Origin of the sequence: Aquihabitans sp. G128, assembly GCF_019048865.1 — a bacterium.
GTDB lineage: Bacteria > Actinomycetota > Acidimicrobiia > Acidimicrobiales > Iamiaceae > Aquihabitans.
Map to the genome: position 1 here is coordinate 4,388,255 of NZ_CP077604.1, position 22,209 is coordinate 4,410,463.

The 22,209-nt window shown below is 70.5% G+C and carries 18 protein-coding genes and 1 pseudogene; 9 read left to right on the forward strand and 10 right to left on the reverse strand.

Features of this window, described 5'->3' with window-relative positions; translation table 11 throughout:
* Window positions 1–71: 71 nt before the first annotated feature.
* Genes KSP35_RS21055 through KSP35_RS21065 form a run of 3 tightly spaced genes read left to right on the forward strand, consistent with a single transcriptional unit; the run spans window position 72 to window position 6,216 of the window.
* Window positions 72–1,613, forward strand: coding sequence for a class I SAM-dependent DNA methyltransferase (locus KSP35_RS21055; RefSeq protein WP_216997731.1), 1,542 nt, complete (start codon window positions 72–74; stop codon window positions 1,611–1,613).
* A complete protein-coding gene (locus KSP35_RS21060; protein ID WP_216997732.1) occupies window positions 1,610–2,791 on the forward strand; it encodes a restriction endonuclease subunit S in 1,182 nt (393 codons plus the stop codon). The genes KSP35_RS21055 and KSP35_RS21060 overlap by 4 nt, the downstream gene beginning before the upstream one ends.
* Entirely contained in the window at window positions 2,788–6,216 is a 3,429-nt protein-coding gene (locus tag KSP35_RS21065) for a DEAD/DEAH box helicase family protein (RefSeq protein WP_216997733.1), read from the forward strand. Before KSP35_RS21060 ends, KSP35_RS21065 begins: the two co-directional genes overlap by 4 nt.
* A gap of 47 nt (window positions 6,217–6,263) precedes the next feature.
* On the opposite strand, the gene KSP35_RS21070 is transcribed toward KSP35_RS21065, so the two are convergent.
* The 4 genes from KSP35_RS21070 to KSP35_RS21085 all read right to left on the reverse strand — a co-directional run bounded on the left by KSP35_RS21070 (window position 6,264) and on the right by KSP35_RS21085 (window position 9,741).
* Entirely contained in the window at window positions 6,264–7,595 is a 1,332-nt protein-coding gene (locus KSP35_RS21070; RefSeq protein WP_216997734.1) for an MGMT family protein, read from the reverse strand.
* 160 nt (window positions 7,596–7,755) lie between these two features.
* Window positions 7,756–8,400 (reverse strand): hypothetical protein, encoded by a 645-nt coding sequence (locus KSP35_RS21075; protein ID WP_216997735.1) that lies wholly within the window; start codon window positions 8,398–8,400, stop codon window positions 7,756–7,758.
* A gap of 118 nt (window positions 8,401–8,518) precedes the next feature.
* Window positions 8,519–9,328 (reverse strand): HNH endonuclease family protein, encoded by an 810-nt coding sequence (locus tag KSP35_RS21080; protein ID WP_216997736.1) that lies wholly within the window; start codon window positions 9,326–9,328, stop codon window positions 8,519–8,521.
* Window positions 9,325–9,741, reverse strand: coding sequence for an excalibur calcium-binding domain-containing protein (locus KSP35_RS21085; RefSeq protein ID WP_216997737.1), 417 nt, complete (start codon window positions 9,739–9,741; stop codon window positions 9,325–9,327). The genes KSP35_RS21080 and KSP35_RS21085 overlap by 4 nt, the downstream gene beginning before the upstream one ends.
* Before the next feature lie 542 nt (window positions 9,742–10,283).
* Between KSP35_RS21085 and KSP35_RS21090 the strand changes: the two genes are divergently transcribed.
* The 3 genes and pseudogenes from KSP35_RS21090 (at window position 10,284) to KSP35_RS21100 (ending at window position 13,243) form a co-directional block, all read left to right on the forward strand.
* Window positions 10,284–10,775, forward strand: a complete 492-nt coding sequence (locus KSP35_RS21090) for an RNA polymerase sigma factor (protein ID WP_216997738.1) — start codon at window positions 10,284–10,286, stop codon at window positions 10,773–10,775.
* Between the two features lie 13 nt (window positions 10,776–10,788).
* A pseudogene (locus tag KSP35_RS26250) lies at window positions 10,789–11,850 on the forward strand (beta-propeller domain-containing protein); the annotation flags it as partial.
* Between the two features lie 97 nt (window positions 11,851–11,947).
* Window positions 11,948–13,243 (forward strand): beta-propeller domain-containing protein, encoded by a 1,296-nt coding sequence (locus KSP35_RS21100; RefSeq protein ID WP_216997739.1) that lies wholly within the window; start codon window positions 11,948–11,950, stop codon window positions 13,241–13,243.
* A 36-nt stretch (window positions 13,244–13,279) separates the two neighbouring features.
* On the opposite strand, the gene KSP35_RS21105 is transcribed toward KSP35_RS21100, so the two are convergent.
* The 3 genes from KSP35_RS21105 to KSP35_RS21115 all read right to left on the reverse strand — a co-directional run bounded on the left by KSP35_RS21105 (window position 13,280) and on the right by KSP35_RS21115 (window position 16,651).
* On the reverse strand, window positions 13,280–14,215 hold the full coding sequence (locus KSP35_RS21105; RefSeq protein ID WP_216997740.1) for a TauD/TfdA family dioxygenase: 936 nt from the start codon (window positions 14,213–14,215) through the stop codon (window positions 13,280–13,282).
* Between the two features lie 145 nt (window positions 14,216–14,360).
* Window positions 14,361–16,109, reverse strand: coding sequence for an amidohydrolase family protein (locus KSP35_RS21110; protein ID WP_216997741.1), 1,749 nt, complete (start codon window positions 16,107–16,109; stop codon window positions 14,361–14,363).
* Between the two features lie 92 nt (window positions 16,110–16,201).
* Window positions 16,202–16,651: a DUF6508 domain-containing protein gene (locus tag KSP35_RS21115; RefSeq protein ID WP_216997742.1), complete on the reverse strand. Its 450-nt coding sequence runs from the start codon at window positions 16,649–16,651 to the stop codon at window positions 16,202–16,204.
* Between the two features lie 177 nt (window positions 16,652–16,828).
* Here KSP35_RS21115 and KSP35_RS21120 point away from each other — a divergent pair, with 177 nt between their 5' ends.
* The 3 genes from KSP35_RS21120 (at window position 16,829) to KSP35_RS21130 (ending at window position 19,786) form a co-directional block, all read left to right on the forward strand.
* Entirely contained in the window at window positions 16,829–17,668 is an 840-nt protein-coding gene (locus tag KSP35_RS21120; RefSeq protein WP_254127282.1) for an alpha/beta hydrolase, read from the forward strand.
* Window positions 17,669–17,892: 224 nt separating this feature from the next.
* Window positions 17,893–18,768: a trans-aconitate 2-methyltransferase gene (locus KSP35_RS21125; protein ID WP_216997744.1), complete on the forward strand. Its 876-nt coding sequence runs from the start codon at window positions 17,893–17,895 to the stop codon at window positions 18,766–18,768.
* A 178-nt stretch (window positions 18,769–18,946) separates the two neighbouring features.
* Entirely contained in the window at window positions 18,947–19,786 is an 840-nt protein-coding gene (locus KSP35_RS21130; RefSeq protein ID WP_216997745.1) for a hypothetical protein, read from the forward strand.
* 174 nt (window positions 19,787–19,960) lie between these two features.
* Here KSP35_RS21130 and KSP35_RS21135 read toward each other — a convergent pair whose 3' ends face one another.
* From KSP35_RS21135 to KSP35_RS21145, 3 genes are all read right to left on the reverse strand, one after another.
* Window positions 19,961–20,506 (reverse strand): SRPBCC family protein, encoded by a 546-nt coding sequence (locus KSP35_RS21135; protein WP_216997746.1) that lies wholly within the window; start codon window positions 20,504–20,506, stop codon window positions 19,961–19,963.
* On the reverse strand, window positions 20,496–20,909 hold the full coding sequence (locus KSP35_RS21140) for a helix-turn-helix transcriptional regulator (RefSeq protein WP_216997747.1): 414 nt from the start codon (window positions 20,907–20,909) through the stop codon (window positions 20,496–20,498). The genes KSP35_RS21135 and KSP35_RS21140 overlap by 11 nt, the downstream gene beginning before the upstream one ends.
* A gap of 172 nt (window positions 20,910–21,081) precedes the next feature.
* Complete coding sequence (locus KSP35_RS21145) at window positions 21,082–22,164, reverse strand: pirin family protein (protein WP_216997748.1); 1,083 nt, start codon at window positions 22,162–22,164, stop codon at window positions 21,082–21,084.
* Window positions 22,165–22,209 lie beyond the last annotated feature (45 nt).

The window sequence follows — 22,209 nt, forward strand, 5'->3', positions numbered from 1 at the left end:
TACCGTGGCCGGGGCGCTGCGCAGGCCCCGTCAGTGCTGGGGGGGTCCCCGCAAGGACCTGAGGGAGACCGATGATCACCGGCGAGCTGAAGTCCAAGATCGACGCCGTCTGGAACGACTTCTGGTCCGGCGGCATCTCGAACCCCCTCGAGGTGATGGACCAGCTCACCTACCTGCTCTTCATCAAGGGCCTCGACGAGGCCCAGACCCGCGCTGAGAACAAGGCCAACCGGCTCAAGCTGCCCATCGAGAACCCGATCTTCCCCGACGGCGGCTACACCCCCGACGGGCTCAGCGAAGGCCGGCCCTACGACGACCTGCGCTGGAGCCGGTTCCGAAGCCTCCCGGCTGCCGAGATGCACGCCCTCGTCGACCGGTACGTCTTCCCGTTCATCCAGAGTCGAGCCGCCGGCAGCCACGGCCGGCACATGCGCGACGCCCGCCTCACCATCTCCAAGCCTGCCCTTCTCCAGAAGGCCGTCGACGGCCTCGACGCCATCCCCATGGAAGACCGCGACACCAAGGGCGACGTCTACGAGTACATGCTCTCCAAGATCGCCTCGGCCGGCCAGAACGGCCAGTTCCGCACTCCCCGGCACATCATCCAGCTCATGGTCGAGATGACCGCCCCCACCCCCGGCGACGTCATCGTCGACCCCGCCTCGGGCACCTGCGGGTTCCTCGTCGCCGCCGCCGAGTACGTCAGCGACCACCACCCCGGCGTCCTGACCGACCCCGCCACCGCCAAGCACTTCCACGAGGCCATGTTCAACGGCTACGACTTCGACAGCACCATGCTGCGCATCGGGTCGATGAACATGCAGCTCCACGGCGTCCAGAACCCCGACATCCGCTACAAGGACTCCCTCGCCCAGGAACACGCCGGCGACATCGAGGCCTACAGCCTCGTCCTTGCGAACCCTCCGTTCGCCGGAAGCCTCGACTACGAGTCCACCGCCAAGGACCTCCTCCAGGTCGTCAAGACCAAGAAGACCGAGCTCCTCTTCCTCGCCCTCTTCCTACGGCTCCTCAAGCCCGGCGGCCGAGCGGCGGTCATCGTCCCAGACGGCGTCCTCTTCGGCTCCAGCAAAGCCCACAAGGAACTCCGCCGCATGCTCGTCGAGGACCAGAAGCTCGACGGAATCGTCTCGCTCCCCTCCGGCGTCTTCAAGCCCTACGCCGGCGTCTCCACCGCCATCCTCCTCTTCACCAAGACCAACAGCGGCGGCACCGACCACGTCTGGTTCTACGACCTCCAAGCCGACGGCCGCAGCCTCGACGACAAGCGAGCCCCTCTTCTCTCCGAGGACAAGCTCGGCGTCACCGCCACCCTCGCGGGCGACGAGCACGCCAGAAACAACCTCCCCGACGCCCTCGCACGCTGGAAGCAGCGCTATGGCGCAGAACTCGACCGAGCCCGTACCGACCAGTCGTTCAGCGCTACCAAGGCTGACATCGCGGCCAAGGACTACGACCTCTCCATCAACCGTTACAAGGAAATCGTCTACGAAGACCTCGAGTATCAGAGCCCAGCCAAGATACTTGACGACTTGACCGCCATCGAGGAGGACATTGCCCGCGGTCTCGTCGCCCTCAAGGCGATGCTTGGATGAGAGCTGCCTGGACGACCACGACCCTTGGTGAGATCGCCCAGATTGTCTCCGGCGCCACTCCGAAAACCACCGTCCCCGAGTATTGGGACGGAGGCATTCCCTGGGCGACCCCGAGGGATCTAAGTGACTTGGAGGGAGCTACAATCAGCGCTACGCCGAGGACTCTCTCGGAGTCCGGTCTTCGGAGCTGCACTGCCTCCCTTCTTCCTGTTGGATCGGTACTCTTGAGTTCCAGGGCTCCGATTGGGCATGTTGCGATCAACACGGTTCCCATGGCGACGAATCAAGGGTTCAAGAGCTTCATTCCGCATCCGTCGGTCGTTGACGCTAACTTCCTCTACTGGTGGCTCAAGCGCAACCGGCCGCTCCTCGAGTCGTTGGGCAACGGCGCCACGTTCAAGGAACTGTCAAAGAGAGTCACGGCGGGGATCCCTATTGACCTCCCGCCGATCGTTGAGCAGCGACGGATCGCGTCCGTACTGGACGCGGCCAGCTCGCTGCGAGCGAAGCGCTTCCAGGCTCTCGTCAAGTTTGACACCCTGGTGGAAGCCATCTTCTTCAAAACGTTCGGCACACCCGGAGTAAACCCAAAGGGGTACGAGGTTGTGCCGATGGTCGAACTCGTCGACGCCCACCGTCCGATCACATACGGGATCCTGAAGCCTGGCGACGACGTCGCTGCGGGTGTCCCCTATGTCCGAGTGGTCGACATGATTGACCACTCCATCGACGTCAGCCGACTCCGCAGGACCACGCCCGAGATCTCCCAGCAATACAAGCGTTCGCTGCTCGCTCGAGACGATCTCGTGATGTCGATCCGGGGACACGTCGGTAGATTGGCGATCGTCGGGGACGATGCTGTGGGGGCCAACATCACACAGGACACGGCGCGCTTGGCCATTAGTCGAGCGAATCCGCGCTACGTACTGGAATGCTTGCGGACACCCGATCTCCAGCGGTGGATGAGTGGCTTCACCAAGGGCGCTGCGGTTCGAGGCATCAACCTGACGGATGTGAAAAGGATCCCCGTACCCCTGCCTCCGCGCTCTGAACAGGACCTTTTCGCTGAGCAAGCACTCGAAGCGCAGGGGCAGCGGGCGGCGCATCTGGCGTCGCAGCGCAAGCTGGATGTGCTCTTTGCCTCCTTGCAGCAGCGTGCGTTCCGAGGCGAGCTGTGAGCGGGTCGCAGTTCTCGTTCCTCGAGGTGGAGTTCAGCGACCAGTTCGTGCTGGCGGAGTGGGCGGAGCGGCATGCGTTGTCGGATCCGGGGCCGGCGGTCATCCATGCTCGGAAGGCGTTGGAGTCCGGGGTCAAGTGGATGTTCGAACACGACCGGGCGCTGCCACGGCCGTGGGAGGACAAGCTCAACGCGTACGTGAACGAGCCGGCGTTCAAGGACCTCGCGAACGGGCTGGTGTACAAAGCGGCAAAGAAGATCCAGCGAGCGGGCAACGCTGCGGTCCACGAGTCGAAGGAGCCGACGCAGCTCGAGGCGGTCGAGGTGATCTCGGCGCTGTTCCAGTTCTGCTTCTTCCTCGCCTTCACCTACGGGCGCACCACCAAGCCCGACCCGACCGTGAAGTTTGACCCCCGGGCGCTTCCCCGGCCGGGAACCAGCGAGCAGGTGTCGCTCAAGGAGCGCCAAGAGCTCGAGCAGCGGCTGGCCGACGAGGCGCACAACAACGCACGCGCCCGCCAACGGGTAGCGGAGCTGTCCAACACCGTCGAGGAGCTCGAAGCAAAGCACGCGGCGCTCATCGAGGAGGTCGCCGCGGCCAAGAAGGCCGCTGCCGCAGCAGCGGTGCCCATCGAGGCGCACGACTGGTCAGAGCTCGAAACCCGCCGGTACAAGATCGACGCACTCTTGGCCGAGGCCGGCTGGATGCTGACCGCGGGCCGCGACCGTGAGTTCGAGGTGCACGGGATGCCCTCGGGGTCCGGGGTCGGGTTCGTCGACTACGTGCTGTGGGGCGACGACGGGCTGCCGCTGGCGATCGTCGAGGCCAAGAAGACCTTGACCTCGCCGCTGACCGGGCAGCAGCAGGCGAAGCTCTACGCCGACTGCCTGGAGCAGATGACCGGGCAGCGGCCGGTCATCTTCTACTCGAACGGCTACGAGCACTGGCTGTGGGACGACACCCGCTTCGCTCCCCGCTCGGTGCAGGGGTTCCTGACCAAGGACGAGCTGGCGCTCCTCATCCAGCGCCGCACCTCCACGGTCCCGCTGGCGTCTCTCGTCATCGACGACGAGATCGTCGAGCGCTACTACCAGCGGCGGGCCATCCAGGCGATCAGCGAACGCTTCGAGATCGACAAGCAGCGCAAGTCGCTGTTGGTGATGGCCACCGGCGCCGGCAAGACCCGGACCGTCATCGCCCTCGTCGACCTGCTCATGCGGGCCGGGCTGGTGAAACGGGTCCTCTTCTTGGCCGACCGCACCGCGCTGGTGAACCAGGCCGTGAACGCCTTCAAGCAGCACCTGCCCGACTCGGCTCCGGTGAACCTGGTGACCGAGCCCAACGAGACCGGCCGGGTGTACCTGTCCACGTACCAGACGATGGTCGGCAAGATCGACCAGTACCGGCCCGACGGCACCCGCCGGTTCGGGGTCGGGTACTTCGACCTTGTGGTGATCGACGAGGCCCACCGGTCCGTGTACCGCAAGTACCGGGGCATCTTCGACTACTTCGACGCGCTCCTGGTCGGCCTCACCGCCACCCCGAAGGACGAGGTGGACAAGAACACCTACGACCTCTTCGACCTCGAGACCGGCGTCCCCACCGGCGCGTACGCCCTCGACGACGCCATCGACGATGGCTTCCTGGTCCCGCCCCGGGGCGTGTCGATCGAGACCAAGTTCCTCCGCAGCGGCATCCGCTACGCAGACCTGAGCGAGGAGGAGCGGGACGTCTGGGACGAGCTCGAGTGGGGCGAGGACGAGGACGGCAACCCGCTCGACCCACCCGAGCAGGTCGACGCTGCCGCTCTGAACAAGTTCCTGTTCAATGAGGACACCGTCGACAAGGTCCTCGAGCGGGTGATGACCGACGGCATCAAGGTCGCCGGTGGTGACCGGCTGGGCAAGACCATCATCTTCGCCAAGAATCAGCGCCACGCCGACTACATCTACGAGCGGTTCGTCGCCAACTACCCGCACCTCGACAACGGCAACTTCGCCCGGGTCATCACACACAGCGTGAAGTACGGCCAGAGCCTGATCGACGACTTCTCGATCCAGGACAAGGCCCCGCACATCGCCATCTCGGTCGACATGCTCGACACCGGCATCGACGTCCCCGAGGTCGTCAACCTCGTCTTCTTCAAGCTGGTCCGCTCCAAAACCAAGTTCTGGCAGATGATCGGTCGCGGCACCCGTCTCTGCCCGAACCTGTTCGGCCCCGGCGAAGAGCCCGAAAACCACAAGACCCACTTCAACGTCTTCGATTTCTGCCAGAACCTCGAGTACTTCAGCCAGCCCCTCGTGCCCGCCGAGGGCTCTGGCGGCACACCGCTCAGCGAGCTGATCTTCCAGACCCGCCTCGAGCTCATCCAGACCTTCGACAGCATCCATGCCCACGACGATGAGCGGGCCGCCGTCGCCCAGGTGCTGCGCACTGCGATCGCGTCTATGAACCCGAACAACTTCCTCGTCAGACCGCACCTCGAACTGGTCGAGAGGTTCCGGCAGGACCAGCCATGGGACACCCTCACCGTCGGCGACCTCGCTGCGCTCGCCGATCGGGTCGCCAAGCTCCCCGCCGAGCTCGACTCCGAGCACGAAGACGCCAAGCGCTTCGACGTGCTCCTGCTCAACGCGCAACTCGGCGTCCTACGAGGCGAGCCCTTCGAGCGCCAACGCCGGAAGATCATGGCCATCGCCGGGGCGCTCGAGGACCAGCAAGCCATCCCCGTCATCGCCGCCCAACTTGAGCTCATCCAAGACATCCAGCACGACGAATGGTGGCTCTACGTCAGCTACCCGATGCTCGAAGAGGTCCGCAAGAGGCTCCGCCTCCTCGTGCAGCTGATCGAGCGGTCAAGGAAGGGCGTGCTCTACTCCGACTTCCAGGACGTCATCGGCGAGACCACGAGCATCGACCTCCCCGGCACCGGCGGCACCAGCGCCGGGAGCACCGAATTCCTCCAGTTCCGCAAGAAGGCCGAACACTTCCTCAAAGATCACCTCGCGGACGACGTCGTCGCCAAGGTCCGCTCCGGCGCACCGCTCACCGACGCCGACCTCGCCGAGCTCCAACGCATCCTCGTCGCCGCCGGCATCGGAGACGACGCAACCTTCGCCGCCGCCAGCAGCAAGGCCGGTAGCTTCGGCCGCTTCGTCCGATCTCTCGTCGGGCTCGACCGCAACGCCGCCAAGCTCGCTTTCGCCGACTTCCTCGACGACAAGCGCTACAGCAAGAACCAGATCGAGTTCGTGAACCTCATCATCAACGAGCTCACCGAACGAGGCCTCGTCGAAGCCGCCCGCGTCTACGAGACCCCCTACGACGGCCTCGCCCCCCAAGGCCCCGAAGCGATCTTCGTCGAAGCCGACCTCGACAAGCTCTTCGCCACCCTCGACGACCTCACAGCCTCGGCGGGCTAGTCCCTCTACCCCGGACAGGACCGCATGGGCTTGCTATGCCTCGCACTTCAGCCCGTGACCGCAGCCAGCTCAGACGGGGCCAACCGTTGCCGCGTAGAAGCTCGGCCATCGCTGAAGGTGACACCCTCGCCCTCGAGCGCTTCTCGCTGGGTCCGGCGGTCGGTGGGGTCTGACCAGGCGAAGTTGGGGCGAGGGCGGCCGTCGGATCCCAACACGCGCTGGGCGTTCGGGCAGTCGGGGCAGTTGGCAATGTGCTGGCCCAAGGGCTGTGCTGCCGTCCCCATCTGGGCTGCGAGGTCGCCGTATGTGGTCCACCGGCCAGTCGGGAGCGCGGCCATGGCTGCGTGGAGCGGACCCCAGTCAAACGCGCCTCCAGCCGCAGGACCGGCGGCTTCGACCAACGACCGGCCGTCCGGCAACACCCACCATTCCGGGCCTCGGACCGAGCGGGTCACACCGACGGCCGCAAGGGCGATGTTGACAAGGGCCGTAGGGCGATACCGCTCGCCGTTGACCGCCCACTCGATTGGGGCACGAGAGTCGTTGCGCCATACGGCGCGAGCCCGGTCCGGGTTGTCCGCCAACCATGCCTCGATTTCGGACCTCGTCGATGCATCGACACTGGTGGTCGGGCGCATCACCAGCTCGGTGCCGTCGGCAATCTGCCCGGAGCGCACCAGGCGGACCACGGTGCTCCCTTCGCGACGTCGGCGCTGCTTGGCGTCCACCGTGTCGTTGACGCGGCTCGGACTAACCAGCAACTCCTCCACCTCAGGCAACGGGTAGAGCTGCGAGACGGTGACGATCGTCCGATCTTCGAAGACTCGGTACGCCTGCACCGACTGGAGCGTGATGTGCACGCCCATCTGGTTCAGCCAGTGGACCGTTGAGGTCACAACCGGCGGGAATGAACCCGCGACCAGAACGATGCGCGGCTGGCTCAACACTTCAGCATCGAGTTCGACGACCCAGTCGAGAAGCGTCGCTCGAGCTTCGTCCTCCTCGACGGCGCTGCCCGTGCGCTGCCGCAGGGAACGAGCCAACTGTTCGACCAGGTCATCCTCCGTGAATCGTGAGGCCAACGCTGCGTACTTGATGGCTTGCATCTCGACGGTCTCGGGCGCCTTGTCTCGCTTGAGCTCAGCCACCACAAGGCGGCCGTCGCGATCGATGCCGAGTACGTCGAGGCGGTCTCGTTCACGGTCGCCAGTTGAGGAGCGCCAGCGGTCGTACTCGAAGGTGATCACCAGCACGTCAGGACCCAAGATCTCCGGATGGGCGATCACCCACTCCTGAAGGTCATCACGCTCTCGCAGCCCTGCGTCCGACAACGAGATCGGCGTTGCCGGCACCGCCGTCGCCCCATCCACCGTGTACACCCGCTCACCCGACACTGCCGCTCCCCGGATCGATTCGCCGTCAGGGTACGCAGTCGCGCATTCACGAGCAGCCTTCAGCGTGCAATCGACAGCTCAGAGTGTGCGAACGGACTCAGCGGATGGATCAGGGCCGCGCGCTCTTCGTCCGGACGCCTGCCGGTCAGCCCCCGAGGCTGTGGGCGAGGGTGGTGGCGGAGTCCCTGGTGAGGTTGCCGGTGATAGTGAAGGTCTCGCTGGCGAGGTCGGGGCCGTTGACGGCGGGGGCGGAGAGGACCTTGCCGTCGACCACGATGGCGATGGCGCCGTGCTCGTAGCTGGACGGGGCCGGGCAGGTCGCGCCGCCTTGGTAGCAGGCGTTGAACGTGTCGTTGGCCTGGTCGATCTTGGAGCGGCGGACGGTCACGGCCACGCTCCACTCGTTCTGGAGGGTGGCTTCGGCCGTGGCCAGGTCCTCACCGGTGAAGCCCACGGGGCCGACGGCGTAGCAGAGCGCCCCGTCCTCGCTCAGCAGCCGGTCGCCGGCGTCACCCACGGAGTCACACGTGCCGTTCACCGGCGCACCGACCGCCAGCACGGGCCGGAAGTCGAGCTGGATCTTCTGGGCGGCGATGGTGGTCTCCGACTCGGGCGGGGTGCTGGTGGTGGTCGTCGAGCTCGTTGTAGAGCTCGTGGTCGAGGTGCTCGTCGAGCTGCGCCCCGACGTCGTCGTCGACCCGGGGTCGCGGTCGCTGGAACCGCCCGAGGAGCACCCGGCGGCCAGCACCGCCACCAGACCTGCTGCCGCCATGACCTTGCTGATGCCCACCGTTCGCCTCCGGTCCTCGGGGCGTCGTGGCCGGTGGCCACCGTTGCTCCGCCGTCGAGGTCTTCACCTTGCCAGACGGCACTGACCACCCCCCGGACGCCACGCCCAGCGCCAGCGATCAGCAGCCGGCGAGGACCTGCACCAGCGTCGCCTTCTCGGCGAGGGTGACGGTGAGCCCCCAGCGAGCCTTGACGTCCACCCAGTCCTCGGCGTAGGTGCACCACGCCGTGCGGTCCGGCGGCAGCCACTCGTCCGGCGTGCGGTCCGACTTCGACTCGTTGGTCGACGCCGTCACCGCCACCAGCGTGTCAGGGTCGTCGAGGTCGTTGGCGAAGGCCAGGCGGCGCTCGTCGGTCCACGCCGAGGCGCCCGACCGCCAGGCGTCGGCCAGCGGGATCAGGTGGTCGATCTGGAGCTTGGCCACCTCGGTCACCACCACGCCGTCGTAGACCGACCGCCACCGCCCACCGGTCGACCGGCACTGCGCGTCCACCACCGGCGGCACGAGCGACTCCTCGATCAGCACCCGCTCCCGGGTGTTGCACTTCGTGGCCGGGTCGTAGCTCCAGTCGTCCCCGAACGCCGCCCGCCGGTACGGCGCCAGGTCAGCCGCCGGCACCGCCACCACCAGCCGGTCGACCATCGCCCGCGCCTCGCCGCCTTCGACGAGGGTGGTCGTCGTGCTCGAGGGGTCGACGATCGAGACGGTGGTCGTCGAGACCGCCCCAGCCGTGGCCGAACCGACGCTCGTCGGCGGACCGGGCGCCGTGCTCGGCGCGCCGGTCACCGATGTGGTGGTCCCCGGAGCAGCGCTCTGGTCGTCGCTCCCACCGGCGAGCTGCACGACCACGAGCACTGCGAGCACGGCCAGCAGCCCGCCGACGACGCTGCGCGCCGAGCGGGGCCAGCGACGAGAGCCTCGGCTCACTCGCAGGCGACCCCGTCGTCGTCACGGTCGAGGTGCGAGGCGTAGCCGGGGTCGCCCCGGTACAGCGGCGTGACGCCTGCGGCACGCGCCTCGCTGCAGTTGGCGTAGTAGGCGGACGGCGCCTGCGGGATCAGGGCCTGGGTCGGCAGTGGGGCCGTGGGCGGCGGCACGGTCGGCGCTGGCGTGGTGGGCGGAGCGGTGGTGGGCGCCACGGTGGTCGGCGGCGCCGTCGTGGGCGGCACGGTCGTGGTCGGGGCCAGCGTCGTGCTCGTGCTGGTCGAGGTGGTCGTCGGGGCCGCGGTGGTGGTCGAGGCCGTCGTCTCGGAGCGGGCGCTGGCACCGTCGACCAGGGCGACCTGCTCGGTCTCGTCCTTCTGCTCGTCGCTGCCGCCCGCTGCGGCGATGCCCAGCACCAGGACGAGGGTGGCGAGCCCGGCCGCTGCGAGCTTGGCGCTCTTGGGCCAGCCCTTCGACGGTTCCGGCTGCGGGGTCCATCCCGCTGGCGGTTGACCGCCGCCACCCGGAGGCGGAGGCGGAGCACCCCATGCAGGCGCCGCAGGTGGCGGAGGCGGTGCCCAACCCGGAGCGGGCGGCGGTGGCGGCATCGCGCCGGGAGCCGTCCACGGCCCCGATCCCGGAGGCGGCGGCAGCTGCCCGCCCGTGCTCTGACCGTGCGGCTGCCCGCCGTCGTTCCATCCGCCCATGTCGGTTCCCCCCCGAGTTGCGGCGCGGACCCCCCGCCCGCGCTCCGGGGACCGTACTGGTGCGGCCGTACCGAGCGCATGGGCCGAAAGGCACGGATCCTCGCGATCACCCGCCAGGGCGATTCGCCACCCGGACCTGGGCCCGGCTCAGGAGGCGGCGGGCCCACGATCCGGAGCGGGAGCTACGAGAAGGTGCAGGGTGGGGCGCGACGGATGGGGTGGGTCGGGCGTGTGTGGGTCGGAGGATGCTGGTGGACTTCGCCGAGTTGGTCGAGGACGAGGGTCGGGGGTTGGTGGCGGCGGCCACCGCCATCGTCGGCGATCGGCACCGGGCCGAGGAGATCGTGCAGACCGCGTTCGAGCGCTGCTACCGGCGCTGGGGCAAGGTCTCGCAGCTCGACAAGCCCGGCGCCTGGGTGCGGCGGGTGGCCATCAACGAGGCCATCTCCGTGTCGCGTCGGCGGTCGAACGAGCGCCGGGCGGTCCGGCGGTTCGACTCGCAGGCGGCCTCGATCGCGGTGGCCGACCCGTTGGCCGCCTTGGACGACGAAGGGCTGTGGGCCTCGGTCCGTGCCCTGCCGCCGGACCAGGCCTCGGCCCTCGCCCTGCGCTACGGCGCCGACCTCCCGGTGGCCGAGGTCGCCGAGACCCTCCAGCTGACCGTGCCCGCCGTGCGGTCGCTCCTCCACCGAGGCCGAGCCACGCTCCGGTCCTCGCCCGCCGTCCAGTCGTACGCCCCATGAGAGCAGGCCCGCCATGAACGATCCCACCGACCCGGTCCCGCCCGGCGACGACGGCGACGATCCCGTCCTCGTCGAGGCCGGCGCCCGCCTCCGCGCCGCCAGCCCCGCCATCTCCCCGGCCACCGTCGAGGTGGCCGTGCTGCGCCGCCGCACCCGCCGGGTGACGGCGCTGGCCGGCGCCTCGCTGGTGGTGGTCGCCCTCCTCGGCACGCTGCTGTTGGTCGACCGGGACTCGGGTTCGGGGTCCGACCCCGGCACGGAGCTGGCCAGCGCCAAGCCCGGCGCGCCCAAGCGCTCCGAGGTCGAGCACCTGCTCTCGACGCTCTCGAAGAAGCCGGTCGACCCCCGCACCGTGAAGCTGGTCAGCAGCGTCTCGACGTTCGAGGACTGCGACGGCCTCATCGGCGACCTCCGCAAGGTCGGCGCCCAGCACGTCGGCAGCAGCGGCTTCGGCGGCGACCCCCGGTACCTGCCGGTGGATGCGCGCCTGGACGCCGGGGTCGACAGGCAGGCCTACTCGGATGTCGCTCGCTCGTTGCCGACCACCGGTGCCGCCAGCCCCACCGCCACCGGCGACGGTGGGACCACGCTCGCCACCAACGTGCAGGTCGAAGGGGTCGACGAGCTCGACCACGTGAAGGCCGTCGGCACGCTGATCTACGACCTCGACGGCAAGGGCAACCTGCGCATCACCGACACCGGGTCCATGCAGGTCCTCGCCACGCTCGACGTCACCCCCGGCAAGGACGCGTCCGAGGGCGGCCCGAGCCAGGTGAGCCAGATGCTGGTGGCCGACGGGCGCGTCGCCCTGTTCGGCTCCGAGGTCGAGGTGTCCAAGCCGGTGGCCGGCGACCCGTCGGCCACCCAGGCCGCCACCGAGTACCTGACCGTCACGTTCGTCGACGCCACCGACCCCGCCAAGCCCAAGGTGTCCGACCGGGTTCGGGTGGAGGGCTCGCTGGTGGCGGCCCGGCTCGTCGACGGCGAGATCCGCCTCGTCACCACGTCGAACATGGCCGACCTCGGCTTCGTGGTCCCCACCACGCCCAACTCGGTGGCCAAGGCCCTCGAGCAGAACCGCCGCTCGGTCGCCGGGTCCACCGCTGCCGATTGGATCCCCGACTGGCAGCGAGCCGGCGAGTCCCCCCCAGCCCCTGGTGCCCTGCGGACGGGTGCACGTGCCCGACACGTTCTCCGGCGTGGCCATGACCTCCATGGTCACGTTCCCGCTCGGCACCGGCCGGTTCGAGCCGGCCGGTACGTCGATCCTGGCGCCGGCCACCACGCTCTACGCCGGGCTCGACAAGGTGGCCATCAGCTCCGAGGTGTGGGTCGACCCCATCGACCGCGACCGCCTGAAGTTCGACGACTGGCGCACCGCCATCCACGAGTTCAGCTTCGAAGCCGACGACGCCCCCACCTACGCCGGCTCCGGCATCGTCGACGGGTCCACCGTCGGCCAGTTCGCCTACGGCGAGGTCGGAGGCTCGCTCGGTGTCGTCACGTCCAAGGGCACGCCCTGGGACCAGGACCTCGACCGAGGCATCGACCTCACCATCCTCACGCCGGACGGCAAGGGCGGCCTGGCCCAGACCGCCACGGTCGGCGACCTGGCCAAGGGCGGCGGCGGGGCCAGCGCCGTGCGCTTCGTGGAGGACCGGGTGCTGATCTCCACGGGCCTGTTCGGCCGGGAGGTCCTCGTGCTCGACCTCACCGATCCCGCCAAGCCCCGCCAGGCCGGTCGCGTCACCCTCAGCGGTGCGCCCGGGTACTTCCACCCGCTGCCCGACCACCGGGCGCTGGTCATCGGCTCCCGCACCGACCAGGTGGGCACCGGCAAGGACAAGCAGTCCCGCAGCTGGGTGCAGGCGCAGCTGCTCGACGTCAGCAAAGCCGATGCGCCTCGCGTCCTCGGCGTCTGGGAGCGGCCGTGGACCAGCGACCAGGTCGGCGCCGACCACCACGCCTTCACCTACTGGCCCGGTCGCAACCTGGCCCTGTGGGGCCTGCAGAACACCCGCTTCGACGGCCAGCCGAACGAGGCCGCGGTCGTCGAGGTGAAGGGCGGCGTGAAGGAGGTGGCCGTGCCGGTCGCCAGCAAGCCCAACGCCGTCCCCTCGCCGTGCCCCACCGTCGACGTCACCGACGCCGAGGCCCAGCAGCTGCTGCCCGACGACGCCCTGGTGCTGCGCTGCGGCGACCAGTCGCAGAAGGAGCTCGAGTGGCCTCGCTACCAGTGCTACCGGATCGACAACGGCACGATCGCCCGCTTCGTCCCCGAGGACCAGCGGGCCGCGTCGTACTTCGAGTGCAGCCCGGCGCCCCAACCCACCGTCAGCCGCGTCCTCGTGGTCGACGGCAAGCCCATCCTCCTCACCGACCAGACCCTCGAGGTCCTCGACCCCGACACCTTCCAGTCCCGGTCGATCACCTACCACCCGTCATCGGGCCCCTACGGCGCCTACTGACGGCAGCCGGGCGTCGCCGCCGGTCGTGACCGAGGGTCAGACGACGAGGTCGCTCTTGGTCTTGCCGTTGCGGGACCAGTAGCCGTCGGTGCGGCCGAGGCGGAAGCGCTCGGGCTTCTGGGCGTCGGCGAGGAGGTCGGTCTCGAGCCAGAGGCGCTTGAGGTGGCGGACCCGGCCCGCGGCGCGGTCGTCCACGTAGGCCCGGCGGGCGTGGAGCACGTGGAAGTTGTTGACGAACTGGATGTCGCCGGGCTGCATGGTCATCTCCACCTGGTACTGCTCGTCGGCGCACATGGCGTCGACGCGGTCGAGGGCGGCCCGGGCCTCGGCCGACACCTCGGGGGCGTCCGCGTGGCGGCGCACGCTCTCGATGTACGGGCGGATGTAGCGCACGAACAGCCGCTCGCCGGCCCGGGTGCAGACCGGCATCGTGTACCAGCTGCGGGCGCCGGGGGCCTGCTCGCCACGGAGGTCGTAGGGGAACGGGCGGTAGAGGTGGGCGGCCAGCTCGGGCTCGTCGCGCACCAGGTCGTTGTGGATGCTCACCGCGTTGGCCACCAGGCTGGCGCCGCCGCTGGCCCCGGCGTCCAGGCACAGCAGGCCCACCAGGTCCGAGCCGTCGGAGTGGAACGGGAACGGCACCCCGCCGATCTCGTTGCCCCGGGCGGTGGGGTCACCGGGTGCCCGGCCCTGGTCGGTCACGTCGCCGAGCAGGTGGCCCTTGGCGTTCTGCGGCCACGGCCGGCCCAAGTGGGTGCCGATGCCCCAGTACATCGCCGACGCCTCGTCCTTGCTCAGCCGGTCCGCCGGCAGGCCCCGCAGCAGCACCACGCCCCGCCCGTCGATCAGCTCGTGGGTGAGCGCCTCGAGCTCGGCGCCGAGGGTGGGCAGCGGGAAGTCGTCGCGAGTGATGTCGAGCACGTCGTCGACCGTGGCCGTCGCCTGGGCGAGGGCGGCGTCGAGCTCGGCCACGTGCTCGTCGGTGAGCTGAACACGTAGCCCTCGCCCACGTCGTCCTGCCGCCACTCGCACGCCTCCTCGAGCGGGACGAGGGTGGCGGGGTCGACCGGCGCGCCCAGGTCGGCCGGGTCGGTGTCGAGCGGTTCGGCGTGCGTGCTCATCGGTGGACCTCCGGGGCGGGCTGGGGGCCGCGGACGAGGCGGCCGGGGAGGGCGTCGGAGGCGACGCCGGACCGGTAGGTGACCTGGCCGGCCACCACGGTGGCCACGTAGCCCTCGGCCGCTTGCACCAGGCGGCGGCCGCCGGCGGGGAGGTCGTGGCGGATGGTGGGACGGCGGGCGGTGAGGCGCTGGTGGTCGATCACGTTCACGTCGGCCCGCAGGCCCGGCGCCAGCACGCCCCGGTCGGCGAAGCCCACGGCCCGGGCGGTGGCCTGGGTCTGGCGGTGGACGAGCAGCTCGAGGTTGAGCTGGCCGTGGCTGCGGTCGCGGCCCCAGTGGGTGAGCAGCGTGGTGGGGAAGCTGGCGTCGCAGATGGTGCCGACGTGGGCGCCGCCGTCGGCCAACCCCACCACGGTGTTGGGGTGGGCGAGCATCTCGCCGGCGGCGTCGAGGTTGCCGTCGCCGTAGTTGAGCAGCGGCAGGTAGAGGAAGCCCCGGCCGTCGTCGGCCAGCATCACGTCGAGCGCCAGGGCGAAGCCGTCGCCGCCCTCGGCCGAGGCCCGGGCCGCCACCGACGTCGACGGGTCCGGCTCGTAGTCCGGCGGGTCGCCCAGGGCGTACATGCGGCCGAGGGCGGTGATGAGCCGGGCGCCGGGGGTGGGGGAGTCGGCCTGGCTCCGCTCGGCGGCGGCCAGCAGTCGAGCCCGGAACCGCGGATCGCGCAGCTCGGCCACCCGCTCCTCCAGCGGCAGCTCGGCGATCTCGACGTAGACCGGGTTGGCCATGAACGGGTTGAGCGTGCACTCCAGCCCGAGCAGCAGGCCCACCGCCCGGGGCGCGACCTGAGCGGTCATGGGCAGCCCGTCGGCGTTGGCCTGCGCCAGCAGGTCGAGCAGGTGCCGGTACCCGTCGCCCTGCGACTGCACCAGCGAGAACGACAGCGGCCGCCCGCTCTCCTCCACCATCTGCCGGCACAGGGCGAACTCGGCGTCGGGGTCGCCGAAGTCCGACACCACCTGCAGCACGCCCCGGCCCGTCGCCCCGATGGCCTTGGCGATGCCCACCAGCTCGTCGGCCTCGGCGGTCAGCGACGGCACCGGCTGCCCCTTGCTGGTGCGGTGGTTCAGCGTGCGGCTGGTGGTGAAGCCGATGGCCCCGGCCGCCACCGCCTCGGCGGCGATCTCGGCCATGGCGGCGATGTCGGCGGGCGTGGCCGGCTCCCGGTCAGCGCCGCGCTGGCCCATGACGTGGAGCCGCAGCGGGCCGTGGGGCACCTGCACGCCCAGGTCGGCGTCGAAGCGGCCTCGGCCCAGCACGTCGAGGAACTCCGGGAACGTTTGCCAGTCCCACGCCAGGCCCTCCTGCAGGGCGACGCCGGGGATGTCCTCGACGCCCTCCATCAGCGAGATCAACGTGTCGTGGTCGCCGGGGTGCACGGGGGCGAAGCCCACGCCGCAGTTGCCGGCCACCAGCGTGGTCACCCCGTGCCAGCTCGACGGGTCCAGCCGCCCCGACCACGTGGCCTGCCCGTCGTAGTGGGCGTGGATGTCGACGAACCCCGGCGTCACCAGCAGCCCGCCGGCGTCGAGCTCCTCGGTGCCGGGTGCGTCGACCTGGCCGACGGCCGTGATCGTGCCCCCGTCGATGGCGACGTCGGCCGTGCGCCGCGGCGCCCCCGTCCCGTCGATCACGGTCCCGCCCCGGATCACCAGGTCGTGGACGGGCGTGCCGGCAGCATCGGTCATGAGCGCTTCCCCTTGGTCGACCGCCGACGGGGTGGGGCCGACCACCGCCGACGGTACGACCTCCTGATCTGGCGTGCTCGCCGCCCCGCAGGTCAGCGCTCGGTGTCGTACCAGGTGCGGAGGCGGGCGAGGGCGGCCTGGAAGGTGCCCTCGTGGAGAGCCTGGTTGATCGAGCCCTCGACCATGCGGTCGTTGCGGACGACGGCGGTGAGGTAGCGCACGGCGTCGGTGACCGGCCCGGTGCGCAGGTGCTCGATGCCGTCCCACCCGTCCATCCACGCCATCCAGTCGAACGGCGTGATGGCGTCGACCGAGGCCAGCGCCGTCAACGTCGCCAGGACGTTGGGCGAGTAGTCGGCCCACGCGGCCTGCACCGACCCGTCCGCCAACCGCTGGCCCCCACGCCAGGTGACCCACTGGTCCGACGGCTCGCCGAGCACGGCGTCGACCGCCGTCCACAGCCGCGCCCAGCGCGCCTCGTCCGCAGCCAGCAGCCCCTCGACGATGAGTGCGTCCTCGCCCTCACGCTCCGTCTCGCTCACGGCCCCAGAACGTACCGAGCACCACCCATCCGTGCCACGCACCCGTCGGGGGCCGGGCCGGCTGGCATGGGCCCTTCACACGTTGCTCACGGGTTGGTGGGATGCTGGCGGCTCGTTCCGGGTCCTGGGGGTTGCTGCACCATGCGTCGTCGTCTTGCCTGCACCGCGTTGGCGGCCGTGGCCGTGCTGGCCGCGGCAGCCTGCCAGCCGCACCAGACCGTGCCGAGCGGGAAGGCGCCGCTGCGGTACCGGGACCCGATCTTCACCACCGTCAACAAGCAGGCCGACGTGGTCTACGGCAGCGCGACCACCCAGGCCGGCACCACCATGGCGCTGAAGATGGACGTCTACGCCCCCAAGGGCGACCCGGTCACCGCCAACCGCCCGGCCATCGTGTGGATCCACGGCGGGGCGTTCAAGAACGGCGACAAGACCTCGGCGGAGATCGTCGACGAGGCCACCACCTTCGCCAAGAAGGGCTACGTCAACGTCTCCATCAACTACCGGCTGTCGAAGGGCTGCTTCCCGGCGGGCCCCGAGTGCGTCCAGGGGATCATCGACGCCAAGCACGACGCCCAGGCCGCCGTCCGCTACCTGCGCCTCCACAAGTCGTCGATGAAGATCGACCCCGACCGCATCGCCATCGCCGGCTCCTCGGCCGGGGCGTACACGGCGCTGAACGTGGCCTACGGGTCCGAGGACGTGGGCACCAGCGGCAACCCGGGGTTCAGCTCGAAGGTCCGGGCGGCGGTGTCGCTGTCAGGCGCGGCGGCCACCACCACCCCGAGCGCCGGTGAGCCGCCCGCGCTGTTCTTCCACGGCGACGCCGACCCGGTGGTGCCCTACAGCGCCGCGGTCCGCACCGTCGACGCCGCCCACGCCGCCGGCCTCGAGGCCTACCTGACGACCTTCCCGGACGGCACCCACGTGCCCTACGGCAAGAACCGCACCGTGATCCTCACCCAGACCACCAACTTCCTCTACTGGGAGCTGGGGCTGGACGAGCTGAACGCCTGACGGCGGGCCTGCTCCCGGAAGCCGCGCCTGGCCCCGGGCGCGGCCGTGCCCGCCCAGGGGGGGAAGGGGCGGGCACGGTCAGTGGGTGGGGTTGACGCAGGAGTACCCCCGGCTCCGCACCCCGTAGAACCAGAATTCCGAGAAATCTTTCGGAGGCCGCATCCCCGCGCATCGCCCCTGGTCAGCGACGTGCGGGCGCCGGGCACCGCCGCCATCATGGGGCCATGGTGACGACGATCGACGTGCTCGAGGCCTTGGCGGCTGGCGACTGGGATGGTGCGGCCGAGCGGGCTGCGGTGGCGGGGGCCGACGATCCGGGCTCGCAGCTGGCGCTGGCGTTGGACCGCTTCCTCGGCGACCTTCCGGCGCCTGGCGTGTACGAGGCGCCCAGCGCCTTCGAGGCGTTCATCTCGAACGGCGGCAACGTGGTGCTCTACGAGCGGGCCATCGCCGCCCTCGCTGCGCTGCACGCCGACGAGCAGCCGGAGACGGTGCTCGACATCGGGTGCGGCGACGGGCGGGTGACCGCCGCGGTGTTGGGGCCGTCGACCGCTCGGGTCGACCTGGTCGAGCCGTCGGCCGAGCTGCTCGTGGCGGCTCGGGCTGCGGTGTCGGCGCCTGGGACGGTCGGCGGGCGAGAGGTGGTGGGCCACCAGGCCGGGGTGACCGAGGTGCTGGCCGGGCTCGACGCCGACGTGCGGTGGGACCTGGTGCAGTCGACCTTCGCCCTGCACGCCACCCACCCCGACGAGCGGCCGGCGCTCTTCGCCGCCCTGGCCGACCGGACCGACCGGCTGGTGGTCGTCGACTTCGACGTGCCGGCGTTCGAGGACCGTTCCCCCGAGCACCTGGCCTACCTGGCCGAGCGCTACGAGCGCGGCGTGCGGGAGTACGTCGACCACCCCGAGGTGGTGACCGGGTTTCTGCTGCCCGTCCTGGTCGGCCAGCTCGACCCGTCTCGCCCGCGGTACACGTTCGAGCAGCCGACGGCGGCCTGGGCCGAGCTGGTGGAGGCGGCGGGGTTCACGGTGGAGGTCGAGCCGGTCAGCCCCTACTGGTGGGCCGACGCCACGCTGCTCTCGGCCACCCGGCGCGCCTGAGGCGGCCACGGCCGCCGGGCGTCCCCTGGGGCCACGGCTGGGGATCCGTGGGATTGCCCCTGGCCGAACGCGGTCGGTGGGCTTACCATCACGGCACCCACAGGGGTCGATCGCGGGATCGACCCGGGTGCGTCCTGGACCCCCCAAGGGCGCCAACTGACTGCAGCGGGAGCAGACCATGAAGAACCCCCTCAAGCGCGTCGCCTTGGCGACCCTGACCATCGGCGCGGTGTTCGCGCTCGGCGCTGCCGGCGCCACCTTCGCCGCCGACGGCGGCAACGATCGGCCGCCTCCGGTCGGCGCGGCGCCGCCCTCGGCTCGGGCCGTGAAGCAGCTGTTCTCGGCGACCGACGAGTCGACCTACACCCCAATCACGCCGTGCCGCATCGTCGACACCCGCGTCAACGGCGGGCGGATCCAGAACAACCAGACCCGCACCTACTACGTGGGCGGCACGTTCGGCTTCGCTCCCCAGGGCGGCAAGAGCGGAGGCTGCGGCGTGCCGGTGGGCGCCACGGCGATCACCGCCAACGTCACCGCAGCCGACCCGGACGCCCAGGGCTACCTGCGGGCGTTCCCCAACGGTGCCGTCGAGCCCAACGCCACCACCCTGAGCTACGAGGCCACCGACACCGCCGGCACCGGCGCCAGCCTGGCCATCAACCAGGGCTCGGCGTACGCGCTGCGCATGGCCAACCACGGCGGCCCCACGCACCTCATCATCGATGTGACCGGCTACTACCAGATCTCCATGGCCGGCCTCATCAACTCGAGCAGCGATGGCGTCTACGCCGGCTCACGGGGCATCGTGAACTCGGTCCACCAGTCGACGGGCACCTACCTGGTGACCTTCAACCGAGACGTCCACTACTGCACGGCCCAGGCCACCACCTACAACGAGAAGGGCTACGCGATCACCGACACCTACCAGACCAGCAACAACCAGGTGCAGGTGCAGTCCTACAACAGCTCCGGCGTGCTCACCAACAACTACATCTACGTGACCGTCACCTGCTGACGGCCTGAGCCTGGAGCCTGCGCCGCCGGCCGGAGCAGGCTTCGGATGAGCGTTCGTCCCCGGTCGCCCTCGTGGCGGCCGGGGACGGTCGCGCCCCGGCGCCGTCACCACTCGGGCATCGGGTGGGCCGGGTGGGCCGGGTAGGCCGGACGGGTCGTGCCCGTTCGGGCCGGTTCAGGCGGGCTCGGTGGCGCCGCCGGCGGTGGCGGCCTCCGGACCGAACGCAGCGGCGTAGCGGTCGAAGTGGGCCTGCCACTCGTTGGTGGGCTCCGAGGTGGGGGCGTCGACCTCGGCGCCGCCGAGGTGCTCGGGCAGGCGGTCGAGGCAGACGTGCCAGCCGGCGGCGTTGCGGGCCGAGTGGCCGAGGACGTCGACGGTGTCGGTGAAGGTGAGCAGGCAGCCGCCGTCGGTCGTGGGCTCGAGCTCCATGCGGAGCTCGTCGGTGCCCCAGAGGAAGGCCAGGAGGCGGGGCGGGTCGACGGCGACCACCGCGCCGGTGAAGCCGAGGCTGGCATCCGCCGTGCCCCGGAAGCCGAAGCGGAGCGAGGCGCCGGGCTCGAGGTCGCCCTCGATGGTGGTGGGGAACCAGGCGGCGAGCTCGTCGGGCTCGGTGAGCGCGGCCCACACCCGCTCGACGGGGTGGGGGAGGAGCCGCTGGAAGCGGATCCGGTGGCGACCGCCGTCGTCGTCGAGGGTGGCGGCGTTCGGGTCATCGGTCATGGCGGGGGCCTTCCGGTGGGCGGTCGCCGTCGGCGCCGGTCTCGGCGTCGGTGGCGGTGGCGGTGGCGGCGAGGTGCTGCTCGAGGGCGTCGATGTGGGCTTGCCAGAAGCGGACGTGAGGATCGAGCCAGTGGGAGATCTCGGCCAGGCCATCGGGGCGGAGGCGGTAGCGGCGCTCTCGACCGACCGTCCGCACGTCGGCGAGGCCGGCGGCGAGCAGCGTGCGGAGGTGCTTCGACATGAGCGGCTGGGAGAGGCCGGTGCGGTCGACGAGCTCGCCGACCGTGTGCTCGCCGGCGTCCAGCAGCAGGTCGAGCACCAGGCGCCGGTTCGGCTCGGCGACCGCGGCGAAGGCCATCGCTTCGAGCTGCTCGAGGGGCATCTCGCTGGGGTCTTCGATCACGATAGAAGCATGCCCCTGCGGTTATATAACCGTCAAGGCATACGTTGTGTTGGGGCAAACCCGCAGGTCAGCCCCACCGAGCACGCACGGGAGCCGATTGGCGCAGAATCTGTGCAGAATCGGCGCCAATCGCGGCACGTGCGGGTTGGGTGCGAGGGGGGCGGGCGTCGGCTCAGGTGGAGCGCTCGTCGACGCGGCCGTCGGCGTGGCGGGCGAAGCGGCCCTTGGTGGGGCCGTGGTGCGGCGCATCGTCGTCCCACGGCCAGCCGCCGAAGCCGGTCTCGCGGTAGTCGGCGAACGCCTGCTCGATCTCGTCCTCGGTGTTCATCACGAACGGCCCGTAGCGGGCGACCGGCTCGCCGATCGGCCGACCCTGCAGCACCAGCACCTCGACCGGCCCGCCGTCGCCCGCCTCGTAGGTCACCGGCACGTCGCAGCGCACGACGGCACCGGTGTCGGCGCCGAGCACGTGCCCGCCCACCACCAACCGGTCGCCTTCGAACACGTAGATCGTGCGGATGGTGTCGGGCCCGGCGGCGGCCGGCAGCTCGAGCGTGGCGCCTGCCTCGAGGGACAGGTGCCAGATGGCGAGGTCGGACTCGGCCCGGGCCGCCCACGAGCTGGGCGGAGGAGCCGACGGCGTCAGCCCGTCGTAGGTGCCGGCGATGACCGTGACCTCGGTCCGGCGTCCGGCGTCGTCGACCGACACCGACCGCGGCGTGTCCTCGGACCACAGCATGGTGAAGTACGGGTCGACGAGCTTGTCGGCCGCCGGCAGGTTCAGCCAGATCTGGAACAGGTGGAGGTCGTTGGGCCCGTCGGCGTGCACCAGCGGGAACATCTCCGAGTGGACCACGCCGCCGCCGGCGGTCAGCCACTGCGTGTCGCCCGCGCCGAACCGGGCGGTCGCGCCCAGGGAGTCGCTGTGGTCGATCAGCCCCGAACGCACGTAGGTCACGGTCTCGAAGCCCCGGTGCGGGTGTTGCGGGAACCCCGGCACGACCGAGCCGTGGTACATGTTCCAGCCGTCCTTCGAGGCGAAGTCGGAGCCGATCTCGCGCCCCTCCAGCGGCACCGCCGGGCCCAGCGTGCTGCTGCCCTCGGGGTAGTGGTCCAGGTGGTGGGCACAGAACAGGAACGGGTCGACCGTGGGCCACTGGGCGCCCAGCGGCACCTCCTGCAGCACCGGATCGACGACCGGCTCGACGGCTTCGTCAGCGGCAGACGGGGGAGCGGGGGCGACGGGATCAGCCATGGCATCCAGGCTACGGGGGCACCACAACCTCTCGGCCGGGCCGGG